At 65.6% G+C, this 14,102-nt stretch carries 15 protein-coding genes; 6 read left to right on the top strand and 9 right to left on the bottom strand.

The window, feature by feature from the left end:
• The first annotated feature begins 90 nt into the window (after positions 1-90).
• Positions 91-1,737 carry a long-chain-fatty-acid--CoA ligase gene (locus EL337_RS24490; RefSeq protein WP_048633630.1) on the top strand — a complete coding sequence of 549 codons (1,647 nt, stop codon included), beginning with the start codon at positions 91-93 and terminating at the stop codon, positions 1,735-1,737.
• Here EL337_RS24490 and EL337_RS24485 read toward each other — a convergent pair.
• From EL337_RS24485 to EL337_RS24445, 9 genes are all read right to left on the bottom strand, one after another.
• Positions 1,727-2,572 (bottom strand): SDR family NAD(P)-dependent oxidoreductase, encoded by an 846-nt coding sequence (locus EL337_RS24485; RefSeq protein WP_083443151.1) that lies wholly within the window; start codon positions 2,570-2,572, stop codon positions 1,727-1,729. The two genes, EL337_RS24490 and EL337_RS24485, sit on opposite strands and share 11 nt — an antisense overlap.
• A 10-nt stretch (positions 2,573-2,582) precedes the next feature.
• Entirely contained in the window at positions 2,583-3,017 is a 435-nt protein-coding gene (locus EL337_RS24480) for a nuclear transport factor 2 family protein (protein ID WP_048633628.1), read from the bottom strand.
• Positions 3,018-3,023: 6 nt separating this feature from the next.
• Entirely contained in the window at positions 3,024-4,154 is a 1,131-nt protein-coding gene (locus EL337_RS24475; RefSeq protein WP_048633627.1) for an NDMA-dependent alcohol dehydrogenase, read from the bottom strand.
• Positions 4,155-4,247: 93 nt separating this feature from the next.
• Positions 4,248-4,787 carry a nuclear transport factor 2-like protein gene (locus EL337_RS24470; RefSeq protein ID WP_048633626.1) on the bottom strand — a complete coding sequence of 180 codons (540 nt, stop codon included), beginning with the start codon at positions 4,785-4,787 and terminating at the stop codon, positions 4,248-4,250.
• An 8-nt stretch (positions 4,788-4,795) separates the two neighbouring features.
• Positions 4,796-4,999, bottom strand: coding sequence for a ferredoxin Fdx (locus EL337_RS24465; RefSeq protein ID WP_048633625.1), 204 nt, complete (start codon positions 4,997-4,999; stop codon positions 4,796-4,798).
• A gap of 4 nt (positions 5,000-5,003) precedes the next feature.
• Positions 5,004-6,362 carry a lanosterol 14-alpha demethylase gene (locus EL337_RS24460; RefSeq protein WP_048633624.1) on the bottom strand — a complete coding sequence of 453 codons (1,359 nt, stop codon included), beginning with the start codon at positions 6,360-6,362 and terminating at the stop codon, positions 5,004-5,006.
• Complete coding sequence (locus EL337_RS24455) at positions 6,359-7,186, bottom strand: SDR family oxidoreductase (RefSeq protein WP_048633623.1); 828 nt, start codon at positions 7,184-7,186, stop codon at positions 6,359-6,361. The genes EL337_RS24460 and EL337_RS24455 overlap by 4 nt, the downstream gene beginning before the upstream one ends.
• Positions 7,187-7,199: 13 nt before the next feature.
• Positions 7,200-8,408 carry a cytochrome P450 gene (locus EL337_RS24450; RefSeq protein ID WP_048633622.1) on the bottom strand — a complete coding sequence of 403 codons (1,209 nt, stop codon included), beginning with the start codon at positions 8,406-8,408 and terminating at the stop codon, positions 7,200-7,202.
• Complete coding sequence (locus EL337_RS24445; protein WP_048633621.1) at positions 8,405-9,007, bottom strand: TetR/AcrR family transcriptional regulator; 603 nt, start codon at positions 9,005-9,007, stop codon at positions 8,405-8,407. Before EL337_RS24445 ends, EL337_RS24450 begins: the two co-directional genes overlap by 4 nt.
• A gap of 174 nt (positions 9,008-9,181) precedes the next feature.
• On the opposite strand from EL337_RS24445, the gene EL337_RS24440 reads away from it, so the two are divergent.
• The 5 genes from EL337_RS24440 (at position 9,182) to EL337_RS24420 (ending at position 14,022) form a co-directional block, all read left to right on the top strand.
• A complete protein-coding gene (locus EL337_RS24440; protein ID WP_048633620.1) occupies positions 9,182-10,651 on the top strand; it encodes an aldehyde dehydrogenase in 1,470 nt (489 codons plus the stop codon).
• Positions 10,652-10,738: 87 nt separating this feature from the next.
• Positions 10,739-11,500, top strand: a complete 762-nt coding sequence (locus EL337_RS24435) for an SDR family oxidoreductase (RefSeq protein WP_048633619.1) — start codon at positions 10,739-10,741, stop codon at positions 11,498-11,500.
• 50 nt (positions 11,501-11,550) lie between these two features.
• A complete protein-coding gene (locus EL337_RS24430) occupies positions 11,551-12,360 on the top strand; it encodes an NAD(P)-dependent oxidoreductase (RefSeq protein ID WP_048633673.1) in 810 nt (269 codons plus the stop codon).
• 5 nt (positions 12,361-12,365) lie between these two features.
• A complete protein-coding gene (locus EL337_RS24425) occupies positions 12,366-12,806 on the top strand; it encodes a carboxymuconolactone decarboxylase family protein (RefSeq protein ID WP_048633618.1) in 441 nt (146 codons plus the stop codon).
• Positions 12,796-14,022 (top strand): hypothetical protein, encoded by a 1,227-nt coding sequence (locus EL337_RS24420; RefSeq protein WP_048633617.1) that lies wholly within the window; start codon positions 12,796-12,798, stop codon positions 14,020-14,022. Before EL337_RS24425 ends, EL337_RS24420 begins: the two co-directional genes overlap by 11 nt.
• Positions 14,023-14,102: the final 80 nt, after the last annotated feature.

The following is a 14,102-nucleotide window of genomic DNA, read 5'->3' as shown; positions in this document are numbered from 1 at the left end:
TCCTGGCATCCGTCGCTGATTCCGAGGGTAGGTGGCTGCGGCCATGATCGAAAGTGCCTTTCGTCCCTCATCGCTGGCTAGCGTGGTGTCATGTTCGGACTGATGCAGGACAGGCAGCTGATGATCTCGTCGTTGATCGAGCACGCCGCGGCGTTTCACGGCGAGGTCGAGATCGTGTCCCGGCTTCCCGAAGGTCCGGTCCGCCGCACCACCTGGCGCGGCGTGAGCGAGCAGTCGAAGCAGGTCGCCAACGCGCTGGCCGAACTCGGTGTGCAGCAGGGCGACCGAGTCGCCACGCTGGCGTGGAACAGCGACCGCCATCTCGCGCTGTACTTCGGTGTCTCGGGCTCGGGTGCGGTGATGCACACCGTCAACCCGCGACTGTTCCCCGAGCAGATCGTCTACATCGTCAATCACGCCGAGGACCGGGTCCTGTTCTTCGACGTCACCTTCGCCGAGCTGGTGCAGCAGCTGGCACCGCAACTGGACACGGTGCAGACGTACGTCGCGATGACCGATCGCGAACACATGCCCGACATCCCCGCCATCCCCGACGGACGACTGTTGTGCTGGGACGACGTGATCGGCGCGCAATCCACCCACTATGACTGGCCCGAGTTCGACGAACGGAGTGCGTCGTCGCTGTGCTACACCTCCGGCACCACCGGAAACCCCAAAGGCGTTCTGTACTCGCACCGTTCGACGATGCTGCACACGTTGATGGCGGCGGCGCGGGACAACAACGACATCCACAGCGGGTCACGGATCCTGCTCGTCGTGCCGATGTTCCACGCCAACGCGTGGGGCACGCCCTACACCGCGGCGATGGTCGGCGCCACGCTGGTGATGCCCGGTCCGCATCTGGACGGTGAATCCGTCTATTCGCTGATGAGGACGGAGCGCGTCAACCAGAGCCAGGGGGTGCCCACGGTGTGGATGATGCTGTTCTCCTACCTCGACGAGCACCCCGAGATCGACCCGCATGAACTGGGTTTGCGAATCGCGGGCACCGGGGGAGCCGCGCTGCCGCTGTCGATGATCGAACGTTTCGACCGAGACTTCGGCGCCGAGGCGATGCAGGGTTGGGGGATGACCGAGACCAGTCCGCTGTGTGTGATCGGCCGGCTGCTGCCCAAGCACGACGGCCTGTCCGCCGCGGAGCAGGCGCAGATCCGGCTCAAGCAGGGCCGGGGTATCTGCGGCGTCGAGCTGAAGATCGTCGACGACGAAGGGTCCCGACTGCCATGGGACGGCAAGGCTTTCGGTGAAGTCTGGGTAGGTGGGCCCTGGATCGCCAGCGGCTACTTCAAGGGCGAGGGCGGCGACAAGCTCGATGACGAGGGTTTCTTCCCCACCGGAGACGTCGCCACCATCGACCCCGACGGTTACCTGCAGCTCGTCGATCGCGCCAAGGACGTCATCAAGTCGGGCGGGGAGTGGGTGAGCTCGATCGACCTGGAGAACGCCGCCATGGGGCACCCGGCGATCGCCGAGGCCGCCGTGATCGGGGTGCCGCACCCGAAGTGGCAGGAGCGGCCGATGCTCATCGTGGTCCTGCGGAAGGGCCACAGCGCCACTCGCGAGGACATCCTGGAGTATCTCGCCGGTGAGGTCGCGAAGTGGTGGCTACCCGATGACGTGGTCTTCGTCGACGAGCTGCCCCACACCGCGACGGGCAAGGTGCTCAAGCTCGCGCTGCGTGAGCAGTTCCGCGACCACCGGCTGCCTACCGCGTGAGCTGCGCCGCGATCTCGTCGATGGTCCACGGCGGTTCGTCGTGGTGCCCGCGGTACGCCACGATCGACGGGGTCTGGCGATCGAACCGGCCGACGAATCCGCCTGCGGCGATGAAGATCTGGCCCGTGATGTCCTTGGCCAGATCGCTGACGAGGTACCCGTAGGTCGGCGCCACGTACTCCGGTGGGGCCGCGTCGAGAGCACCCTGGGTGCTGATCTCGTCGAGCAGACCCCGGCGGTTCAACTCGGCGATGTGTGCCTCGTACTCGGGGCCGGTCGACAGCCGGGTCTTCGCGCCGGGGCACACCACATTCGCGCGGACGCCGTACTCCTTGAGTTCGGCGGCGATGGCCAGCGTGAGGCTGGTGACCGCCCCTTTGCCCGCCGGGTAGCCCGTGCCACCGTAGTCGCCGAGGAACGCGAACGAACTCGTGTTGACGATGACACCCGACCCCTGGTCCGCCATCCGGGGAGCGGCCGCGCGGCACGTCTGAAAGGCGGTGCCCAGGTGGGCGTCCATCAGGTCGCGGAACTGTTCGGTGGTGACGTTCAGGATCGACGACCCGACCGGCTCGGCAGTGCCCGCGCAGTTGACGAGGATGTCGATGCTGCCGAACTCCCGGGCGCACCGGTCGATCAGTGCGTCGGCGACTGTCGGATCAGCCGGTGACCCCGGCTGCCCGACAGCACCCGGAACGCGTTGTGCCGCTGCGGACACGGCCTCTGCGTCGCGACCGTTGACCACGACGCCGGCGCCGAGGGACCCCAGCAGTTCGGCGACCGCGAGGCCGACCCCGCGGGTGCCGCCGACGACGACTGCGCCGCGGCCCGCCAGAGCAGCTGGGCTAATGCGTCGTCTCCGCTTCGGAGAACGTCATCGCGTCCATGTTCCAGTAGCCGCGCAGGTTGGTGATCAGCCCGGCGTCGTCAACCCGATACGTGAACACCCCGCGCACCGTGGCCACGAACCCGTTCGGGAACGTGGTCTGCAGCACCAGGATGTAGGCGATCTCGCTCGGGCTGCTGGACGGGAACGTCTCCTCGCAGGTGACACGCAGCTGGTTGGGTCCGATGTTGGCGTCGTAGAACGCCGCGAGGGCCTCCTTCCCCCGCACACCGGTGCCGTCCGGATTGGTGACGGCCTCACCGATCGGATCCTCGACGACGATGTCGTCGGACATCAGCGCCAGCCAGCCTTCGCGATCACCGGATTGCACGCACCGCCACGAACTCTGCGACGCCGCGACAACCGGTGACAGCTCCTGGGTCGTTTCGGTCACGGCGGCCTACCGGTCGGCGTCGGTGTAGCGGATGACGCCGCGGATGTTGCGGCCTTCCAGCATGTCCTTGTAGCCGTCGTTGATCTGTTCCAGCTTGTACTGCCGGGTGACCATGTCGTCGAGGTTGAGCCGGCCGGCCTTGTACATCGACAGCAGCTGGGGGATGTCGTGGTGCGGGTTGCCGCCACCGAAGATGGTGCCCTGCAGGTTCTTCTGCAGCAGGGTCAGCATCGACAGGTTGAGCGTCACGTCGGACTTGGCCATGTTGGCCACCGCGGTCACCACACAGGTGCCGCCCTTGGCGGTGATGTTGAGGTAGTTGTCGATCTCTTCACCGTGGAGCTCACCGGTGGTGATGATGGTCTTGGCGGACATCCGGCCCTGGGTGACCTCGGCGACTCCGGCCATGGCGGAGAAGATGTCGGGGTAGGCATGGGTGGCGCCGAACTTGAGGGCCTGATCACGCTTCCACTCGACCGGGTCGATGGCGAAGATGTTGCGTGCGCCGGCATTGAGGGCGCCCTGCAGCGCTCCCATGCCCACGCCGCCGATTCCGGCGATCACCACGTCGTCGCCAGGGCGGACGTCGGCGCTGCGGACCGCGGAGCCGTAGCCGGTGGTCACGCCGCAGCCCACGAGGCAGGCGACCTCGAACGGGATGGACGGGTCGATCTTCACGACCGAGCTCTTGTGCACCACCATGTACGGGCTGAAGGTGCCGAGCAGGGTCATCGGGATGACGGGGGTGCCGTCGGCCGAGTGGATGCGGTGGGTGTTGTCGGAGACAGCGGTGCCCTGCAGCAGCATGGCGCCGAGGTCGCAGAGGTTGCGCAGACCGGCCTGACACGACGGGCACGCACCGCAGGACGGGATGAACGACAGCACGACGTGGTCGCCGGGCTCCAGGCCCTCGACGCCCGGGCCCACCTCGGTGACGACGCCGGCGCCCTCGTGCCCGCCCAGGACGGGGAAGCCCGCCATCGGGATGTCCCCGGTCACCAGGTGGTGGTCGGAGTGGCACATGCCCGAGGCTTCCATCTGGATCTTGACCTCGTCTTTGACGGGGTCACCGATCTCGATCTCCTCGATCGTCCACGGCTGGTTGAATTCCCAGATCAGAGCGCCTTTGGTCTTCATCTCTCCTGCTTTCGACTAGAGCCCCTAGTTCCAGACTAGAGGCTCTAGTTAGCCACATCACAGCCTCCCCAAGCAACCGCTTGGTGGTGTGACTTACCAAATGGGAACGGGTGCCTCGCCGAGCGGGTAGTACCCGGGCAGCTTCTCGCCTGCGATCGAGCGTTCGATCCGCTTCTGCATGGTGGGGGTGAGGTCGCCCGATTCGATCAGCTTGATGAACGCCTTCTGCACGTGGCCGAAGTCGAAGAAGTCGCGCTGCCACTCGATGAGCAGTTGGTCGTTGAGCCGGAACCAGCTGCCGCCGATGCCGTAGATCTCGTCGCGCGTGCCGTCGCTCTTGTTCGCGATCTGCTTCCAGAATCCGACGATCTCGTTCTGCTTCTCGTCGATCAGCACTTTCTGGTACTCGTAGACCCAGTTCTCCAGGCCCTCCATCTCCAAGCCCAGTGCCACGTCGCGGATCTCGTCCTTGTTGACGCACATGACGTCCTCTTTGGGGCCGATGTTCCAGCCGTATGTCGCGTCGTCGGTGTAGAACTCGGCCATCGGCTTCCAGTCACCGGCCTCTTCGGCGTCGCGGTTGGCCTGCAACCAGCGCTCGACCCAATCTTCCAACTGCTCACGTGAGGCCATGTCGCTCCTTATTTCTCGGTGATGGATAGAGCACGGGTGGGACACATATCGACCGCCATCTCCACGGCGTCGCGAAGGTCGTCGGGGGGTTCGGAGTCCAGGATTTCGACCACGCCCCGCTTGGGCACGCGGAACACATCCGGGGCTTCCAGTTCGCACATGGCGTGGCCCTGGCACAGGTCCTCGTCTAGTTCCACGCGGTAGCTGCCCATGGGATCAGTCCTTGATTCGCTTGCGGTACTTCACCTTTGCCGGACGCGCGAGTTGGACCACCATCTTGGAGTGGTCGTTGCGGTAGCTCTCGGGCGGTTGCGCCATCTCGAACTCGTACTCACGAAGGAGAACCGAGAAGATCGCCTTGATCTGCATCTGCGCGAACGCGGCGCCGACGCAGCGGTGCTTGCCCGCCCCGAACGGAATCCACGTCCACCGGTTGATCAGATCTTCCTGCCGCGGCTTCTCGTAGCGGTCGGGATCGAAGTGGTCCGGGTCGGGGAAGTCCTCGGGGATCCGATTGGAGATCGCGGGCGACGCGGCCACCATCTGTCCCTTGTGGATCTCGTGCCCGGCCACCTCGAACTCGTCCTGGGCGACCCGCATCAGGATGATCAGCGGCGGATGAAGCCGCAGCGTCTCCTTCAGTGCGTTGTCGATCTTCGGGATCTGGCGCAGCGCATGGAAGCTCACCTCTTGGCCGTCGGCGTAGAGGTCGTCGAGTTCCTGCTGGACCTGGGCGTAGTAGTCGGGGTGGCGCAGAAGCTCGATGAGCGTCCACGACGACGTGCCCGAGCTGGTGTGGTGGCCTGCGAACATCAGCGAGATGAACATGCCGGTGACCTCGTTGGCCGAGAAACGCGGGCTGCCGTCCTCGTCCTTGATCGAGACCAGCACGTCAAGCAGGTCGCGATCGCTCTTGTCAGTGGGCGGGTTGGCAATTCGGCCGTTCATGACCTCCTGCACCAACTCCACCAGATTGGCCCTGGCTTCGTCGCGGATGCGGAAGCTCTCGATGGGCAGGTAGGGGTCTACGTAGCAGAGCGGGTCGGTGCCGCGCTCCAGCAGGTGGTAGTAGTTCGCGAACCGGGAATCCAGCTGGTTGCGGAACTTCAGGCCGATCAGGCAGGCCGTCGAGGTGTAGATCGTCAGCTCGGCGAAGAACTCCAGCAGATCGATTTCACCTGCGTCACCCCAGTTCTCGATCATCCTGCGGACTTCGTTCTCGATGGTGGCCGCATGGCCCTTCATCTGCTCGCCGCGCAACGCGGTGTTGTGCAGCATCTCCGCCCGCCGCTCCGGATCGGCGTCGAACACCACACCCTCACCGAAGATCGGCGTCATGAACGGATAGGCCTCGGCCTGATTGAGCTCGCTGTCGCTGGAGCGGAAGAAGAACTCGTTGGCCTCCGCGCCGGACAGCATCACCACCTGCTTGTCGGCCAGCTGGAACCAGCCGACATCCCCGCACTCGTCTCGGATCCGCTTCATCAGGCCGATCGGGTCGGTGCGGAACTCTTCGAGGTGGCCGTGTTCTTCTTCCTCGCCGCCGGATACGCGGGGGACGGTGGCAGTGGTCACGAGTTCAGGTTCTCCTCGTTCAGGGTGAGTTTCTGACGGTCCGCGGGAGCGCTGTTCAACGGGGCTTCGGGCTGCAGTTCCATGTTCGCGATGAAGCCGCCGCGCGGGGTCTCGGCAACGAAGGTGATGGCGCGGGCCAGGTCGGCTGCGCGCAGGAAGTAGTCGTGGCGGGCCTGACCCCACTTGGCCCAGTCTTCGAGCGCAGGTCCGATCAGGTCGGCGGGCAGACTCCAGCCCATCGAGGTCTTGGTCGGACCGGGGTGCACGATCGATGCCCGCACGCCGGTGCCCTCGAGCTCCATCTGGTAGTTGGTCACCATCGCGACCAGTGCTGCCTTGGCCGCACCGTAGGCCCCCATGTGCGGACGCTGGCGCAGTGCCACGTCGGAGCCGACGAAGATGAGGTCGCCGCGCTGGCGTTCGATCATGCCGGGCAGTACCGCGGTGGCCACCCGGTTGGCCCCGATCAGATGAATCTGGATCTGCGACTCGAACTGCTCGGTGCTGATCGCGTCGAGCTTGCCGAAGTAGGTGTCACCCGCGCCGGCGACGAGTACCTCGATGTCGCCGAGCTCGGAGGTGGTCTGCTCGACGGCCGCCTTCACCGAGTCGGGATCGGTGACGTCGAGATGCACCGCGATCGCCTCGCCGCCGTCGGCGCGGATCTTGTCGACGATCTGCTCCAGCTTCTCGACCCGGCGGGCGCCCAGAGCAACCGGAAAGCCGCGCGCGGCAAGGTCGATCGCGGTGGCCTCGCCGATTCCGGACGAGGCGCCTGCGACCAGAGCGGGCCGGCGGTCGGGCAGAGGGTCAAATCGAGGCATGCACTGTGGCCTTTCAGCGGACCTGGATGGACATCGGAAGATGGGCGAATCCGCGAACGTTGCTGGAGTGGACGCGGACGGCATTGGCCTCGTCGACCTCGTACCCGCGGATTCGCTTGAACAGCTCGGCCAGCGCCACCCGCGCCTCCATGCGCGCCAGATGCGCGCCGAGGCAGAAATGTGCACCGCTGCCGAAACTCTGTAATTTGGACCCGATTTCGCGACCGATCACGTAGTCGTCGGGGTTCTCGAAGACGCGCTCGTCACGATGCGCCGATCCCGGGAGCAGCAGCAGCACATCGCCGTCGGGAATGGTGGTGTCGTAGAGCTCCAGCTCGCCGGCCACCGTGCGGGCCAGGATCTGGCTCGACGTGTCGTAGCGCAGTGTCTCCTCGACCCACAGCGGCACCCGGTTCAGGTCGTCATAGACGGGTGCGAGTTGATCGGGGTTGCGGTGACCCCAGAAGGCAGCATTGGCAAGCAGTTTGGTGGTGGTCTCGTTGCCCGCGATCACCATCAGGAACATGAAGCCGATGATCTCGTCGTCGGTCAGCCGGTCACCGTCGATCTCGGCTTCCAGCAGCGCGGAGGTCAGGTCGTCGGTGAGCTTCTTGCGGCGCTCGGCGACCATCTCCTGGTAGTAGACGATGAGGTTCAGCGACGCCTCGATCGCCGAATCGGGGACGTCGGTGACGCCCTCCTCGCGGTGCATCACGGCGTCGGCCCAGGCCCGCACCTGGACACGGTCGGCGTCGGGGACACCCATGAGCTCGGAGATCACGTCCATGGGCAGCTTGCCCGCGAATTCGTCGACGTAGTCGGCCGTCTCGTTGCTGCGTGCCTTCTCCAGCAGAATGTCGAGGTGCTGGACCGCGATCTCGGTGACCCGAGGCTCGAGTTCACGGATGCGCCGGGGGGTGAACCCCTTCGACACCAGTGTGCGCAGCCGGAGGTGGTCCGGATCGTCCATCGCCAGAAACGACATGGTCTTCGACGCGTGGGGGCCGCGGGACGCCGGGTCGAGCGAGACGCCGAACTTGTTGGACAGCGTGGTGCTGTTGCGGAAGCCCTGCAGCACGTCGCGGTGTCGTGACAGTGCCCAGAATCCCAGTTCTTCGTTGCGGTACAGCGGCGCCTCGTCGCGCAGTCGCTTGTAGTACGGGTAGGGATCCTCGTGAAAGTCGTAGTTGTACGGGTCGAGCGAGACTTCGCTGATCGTCATTTCTTGTCTTCGTCTCCGACGATGAGGCCGACCACGTAACTGAGCCGGTCGGCGATCTGGTGATAGGTGAACGCGCCACTGCCGGCGTTGACCAGCGCGCCGAAGAACGTCATCTCCAGTGCGGCCAGTGTGCGGGGATCGGGATCCGGGCCGACGGCCGCGCGGATGCGGCGGTGGATCTCGGTGCCGATGCGCTCGCGGACGGCCCGTACGGCGGCGTCGCTGCTGGAAAGCAGCGCCGTGGTGCACGCGGCCGCGACCTCGGGATCATCGGCCAGTGTCAGCGCCATGGTGCGTAGCGTCGCCTCCACCCGGGTGGCCTTGCTGTCGTTGACGTCGGTGAAGTACTCGACCTTCTGCATGAGGTCCAGGTAGATCTCGGCGATCAGATGGTTCTTCGACGAGAAGTAGGTGTACGCGGTGGCGGGGGCGACCTTGGCCCGTGCGGCGACTGCGCGCACGGTCAGGTCGGCATACGACGTTTCGCGGAGCATTTCCAGACCCGCGGCGAGAACCTTGCGGAACGTTTCTTCCTGCCGGCGGTTACGGGTCGGGTGCCCCGGCTCATCGGTGAGCGCGACAACGGCATCACTGGACACATGTCCAAGTTATCCGACGACGGGCCAGGTAGGCAAGTACTGCCGTGAATACGCAGTTCAGTCCCGCTTTAGCGGCAGTTTCCCGACCGCATCCTTGCCTGGTCCAATGCGGCGGGCTATGGTTCGAGGGAACTTCGTCGGACAGCTGTCCAGGAACCAGATACAGGAGGTCGGATGTCAATCCTGGCCGATCGCGAGAGCCGGCTGCTCATCGACGGGAAGCTCGTCGCTGGAAGCTCGGGCACGTTCGCCACGATCAACCCCGCCACCGAAGAGACGCTCGGCGTCGCCGCCGACGCGAGCGCAGACGACATGGGTGCCGCCATCGGTGCGGCTCGGCGCAGCTTCGACGAGAGCGACTGGTCCACCGACGTCGAGCTGCGGGTGCGGTGCATCCGGCAGCTCCAAGAGGCGATGCGCACCCATGTCGAAGAGCTGCGCGAGCTGACTATTTCCGAGGTCGGAGCCCCGCGCATGCTGACCGCGGCCGCGCAGCTGGAGGGGCCGGTCGACGATCTGAGCTTCTGCGCAGACACTGCGGAGTCCTATCAGTGGAGCAGCGACCTCGGCATCGCGTCGCCGATGGGCATCAAGACCCATCGCACGGTCGCGCGTGAAGCCATCGGCGTCGTCGGCGCGATCACGCCGTGGAACTTCCCGCACCAGATCAACCTCGCCAAGATCGGTCCCGCCCTCGCGGCGGGAAACACGTTGGTGCTCAAGCCCGCCCCTGACACGCCATGGGCCGCGGCGGTGCTCGGCGAGTTGATTGTCGAGCACACCGACTTCCCGGCAGGCGTGGTCAACATCGTCACCTCCAGCGACCACGGCGTCGGAGCGCTGCTGTCGAAGGATGCGCGGGTGGACATGGTGTCGTTCACCGGATCGACGAACACCGGCCGTGCCGTGATGGCCGACAGCGCCGCCACGCTCAAGAAGGTCTTTCTGGAGCTCGGCGGAAAGTCGGCATTCGTGATCCTCGACGACGCCGACCTCGCCGGTGCCTGCTCGATGGCGGCGTTCACCGCCTCGATGCATGCCGGCCAGGGCTGCGCGATCACCACCCGGCTTCTCGTCCCGCGCGCTCGCTACGACGAGGCCGTCGAGGCCGCCGCCGCGACCATGGGTGGCCTCAAGCCGGGAGACCCGACCAAGCCGGGCACCATCTGCGGGCCGGTCATCTCGGCGCGGCAGCGCGACCGCATCCAGTCCTACCTCGACTCCGCGATCGCCGAAGGCGGCAGATTCGCCTGCGGCGGTGGGCGTCCCGCCGACCGCGACACCGGGTTCTTCATCGAGCCGACGGTGATCGCCGGTCTGGACAACAGCGCCAAGGTCGCCCGCGAGGAGATCTTCGGGCCGGTGCTGACGGTCATCGCCCACGACGGCGACGACGACGCGGTCCGAATCGCCAACGATTCGCCGTTCGGGTTGTCGGGCACGGTGTTCTCCCCGGACGCCGAGCGCGCCAACGCCGTCGCAGCACGGCTGCGGGTGGGCACGGTCAACATCAACGGCGGCGTCTGGTATTCCGCGGACATGCCGTTCGGTGGCTACAAGCAGTCCGGCATCGGTCGGGAGATGGGGCTCGCGGGTTTCGAGGAGTACCTCGAGATCAAGGCGATCGCCACAGCAGCTGGTTGAGAAAGATCCGCCGAGCGTGCAGTTGTGACAGGTCATTCGGCGGAAAGCGTGCAACAACGACACGCTCGGACTTGAGGAAGGAACGCAATGGGCTTATACGGAGATCAGTTCACGGAGAAGGTGGCGATCGTCACCGGTGCCGGCGGCGGCATCGGCCAGGCATACGCCGAGGCGTTGGCGCGCGAGGGGGCTGCGGTCGTCGTCGCGGATCTCAATCTCGAAGGTGCCCAGAAGGTCGCCGACGGTATCAAGGGCGAGGGTGGCAACGCGCTCGCCGTCCGGGTCGACGTCTCCGACATCGACTCGGCCAAGGACATGGCCGCGCAGACGCTTTCGGAGTTCGGCGGGATCGACTACCTGGTCAACAACGCGGCGATCTTCGGCGGCATGAAGCTCGACTTCCTGATCACCGTCGACTGGGATTACTACAAGAAGTTCATGAGTGTGAACCTCGACGGCGCCCTGGTGTGCACCCGCGCGGTGTACCGCAAGATGGCCAAGCGCGGGGGCGGCGCGATCGTGAATCAGTCGTCGACCGCGGCCTGGCTGTACTCGAACTTCTATGGGCTGGCCAAGGCCGGCGTCAACAGCCTGACCCAGCAACTGGCCACCGAACTCGGCGGTCAGAACATCCGCGTCAACGCCATCGCGCCGGGGCCCATCGACACCGAGGCCAACCGGACCACCACGCCGCAGGAGATGGTGGCCGACATCGTCAAGGGAATTCCGTTGTCGCGCATGGGCGAAGTAGACGACCTGACCGGGATGTGCCTGTTCCTGCTGTCCGATCAGGCCAAGTGGGTCACCGGCCAGATCTTCAACGTCGACGGCGGACAGATAATTCGGTGAGTGACGATCTGAAGCTCGGATACATCGGCCTGGGAAACCAGGGCGCCCCGATGGCCAAGCGGCTGGTGGACTGGCCCGGTGGCCTCATCGTCTTCGACGTGCGCACCGAATCGATGACCCCGTTGGCCGAACTCGGAGCGACCCTGGCCGACAGTGTGGCCGACGTCGCGAAGGCCGACGTCATCAGCGTCACGGTTCTCACGGACGCGCAGGTGCGTGACGTCGTCGGCGAGCTTGCCGCCCACGCCGCCCCCGGTACGGTCATCGCGATCCACTCCACGATCGAGCCCGGCACCGCGCCCGAGCTGGCCGACCAGATGCGGCCCAAAGGTGTTCACATCGTGGATGCCCCGGTCAGCGGTGGCGCCGGTGCAGCCGAGAAGGGCGAGCTGGCGGTCATGGTCGGCGCCGACGACGAGGCGTACGACCTGGTGAAGCCGGTCTTCAAGAAGTGGGCGTCGATGGTGGTACGTGCCGGCGAGCCCGGCGCGGGCACCCGGATGAAGATCGCCAGGAACATGCTGACCTTCATCGGTTTCGCCGCCGCGTGCGAGGCGTCGAAGCTGGCCGAGGCGGCCGGTATCGATCTGCAGAAGCTGGGTCGGGTGGTACGCCACAGCGACGCGCAGAGCGGCGGGCCCGGCGCGATCATGGTCCGTGACGACACCAGACCGCTGGACGCCGACCACTTCGTCCACGACATGTTCGTGCACACCCGGGGACTGGCCGAGAAGGACCTGGGCTTGGCGCTGGCGATGGGTGAGGCCGCGGGTGTTGATCTCCCCCTCGCGGAAATCGCGTTGCGAGACCTGGCCGCCGGATTGGGTGTGCCACACACGACTTCGACGACGGAGGAGTAATTTCCATGGACGAGCTGCGCCGCAAGGGCCTGGAGAAGATGAACGAGGTGTACGGCTGGGAGATGCCGGACATGCCCGGCGATTACTTCGCGCTGACGGCCGATCACCTCTTCGGCACCATCTGGTCGCGGCCGGGATTGTCGATGCGCGAGAAGCGCATGATGACGCTGACATGCGTTACCGCGCTGGGGATCTCGGACCTCGCGGAGATCCAGGTCAACGCCGCACTGCACAACGGCGAGCTCACCGTCGACGAGCTCAAGGAGATGGCGATCTTCCTGACCCACTATCTCGGCTTCCCCCTCGGCTCCAAGCTCGACGGCGTGGTCACCAAGGTGGCGGGCAAGCGGAAGAAGGATGCCGAGCGCGGGGGCGGCGAGGACAAAAAGGGCAATGTCAACGCCGCGTTGAAGATGCATTCGGGAAGCACGCTCGATGATGAGTAGATACGCGGCGCTGTCGCGCGAAGAGCTCGCAACATTGGTGCCGGAGCTGCTGCTCATCGGTCAGCTCATCGACCGGTCCGGAATGGCGTGGTGCATATCGTCTTTCGGTCGCGAGGAGATGCTGCAGATCGCGATCGAGGAGTGGGCGGCATCGAGCCCGCTCTACACCAAGCGGATGCAGAAGGCCCTCAAATACGAAGGTGTCGACATCTTCACGCTCTTCAAGGGCCTGCAGCTCGACATCGGAGCCCCGCCGCAGTTCATGGACTTCCGCTACGTCGTGCACGACCGCTGGCACGGCGAGTTCTACCTCGATCACTGTGGCGCGCTGCTCGACGTCGAGCCGATGGGCCCGGATTACGTCAAGGGCATGTGCCACGACATCGAAGATCCCACCTTCGACGCGACGGCGCTGGCCACCAACCGCAAGGCCCAGGTTCGCCCGATTCACCGGCCGCCCAGGACGCCGTCGGACCAGCACCCGCACTGCCGGTGGACGGTGATCATCGACGAGTCCTACCCGGAGGTTCCGTTCATCCCGGCGATGGACATCGTCGGTGCCACTCGCGCGTACCACACAGAGCTCGAGCCGATCGATCCGAAGGACGAAGGCATGGCCGACTATTCGGGAGAGCTACTCGCCGATGTCGACTTCGGCGCGTTCTCCCATTCGGCGCTGGTCCGGATCGCCGACGAGGTGTGCCTGCAGATGCACCTGCTGGTGAAGTCGTTCACGATCGCCGTCGAAAAGCGCGCCAAGGACGATGCCGCGCTGGCGCGGTCGATCCGCACCAAGCAGCTGATCGGTATCGCGGGGGTGGCCGCGCAGCGAATTCACAAGGCGCTCAGGTTGTCCAGTGATACACAGGGCGCACTCCGCGTCCTCGAGCTGCATCCACTGCTGAACCCGGCGGCCTATGTCTACGCCGACGTCGATCCCGACTTCGTCCACGTGCGCACCTCACCGGCCTACGAAGACGGTTCCTGGATCTCGCTGGTGTCGCCGGTGGCCGACCTGCCTCTGCAGGCGATCGTGGCGGCCGTTGACCCGCACCTGCGCGCCGAGGTGTCCGGTACCGAGTCCGACTGGACCGTACGCGTCATCGAGACCGACACCCCGGCGAAGAAGCTGTCCGAGGTCGAGGTCACCGAGTTCAGCGGCGGCGCGTCGTGGGTGTTCGAAGAACGGAAGTCGTTGCCGCTGACGGTCGTTTAGAGCCCCGAGCGTACGGTTTCTGACGATAATCGGCTTTGGCTTCTAGGGGTGTTTGCAACAGTTCCTAGTTAGGGGCTGTG

It is taken from the genome of Mycolicibacterium aurum (assembly GCF_900637195.1).
GTDB lineage: Bacteria > Actinomycetota > Actinomycetes > Mycobacteriales > Mycobacteriaceae > Mycobacterium > Mycobacterium aurum.
This window is presented reverse-complemented; position numbering and strand designations above follow the sequence as displayed.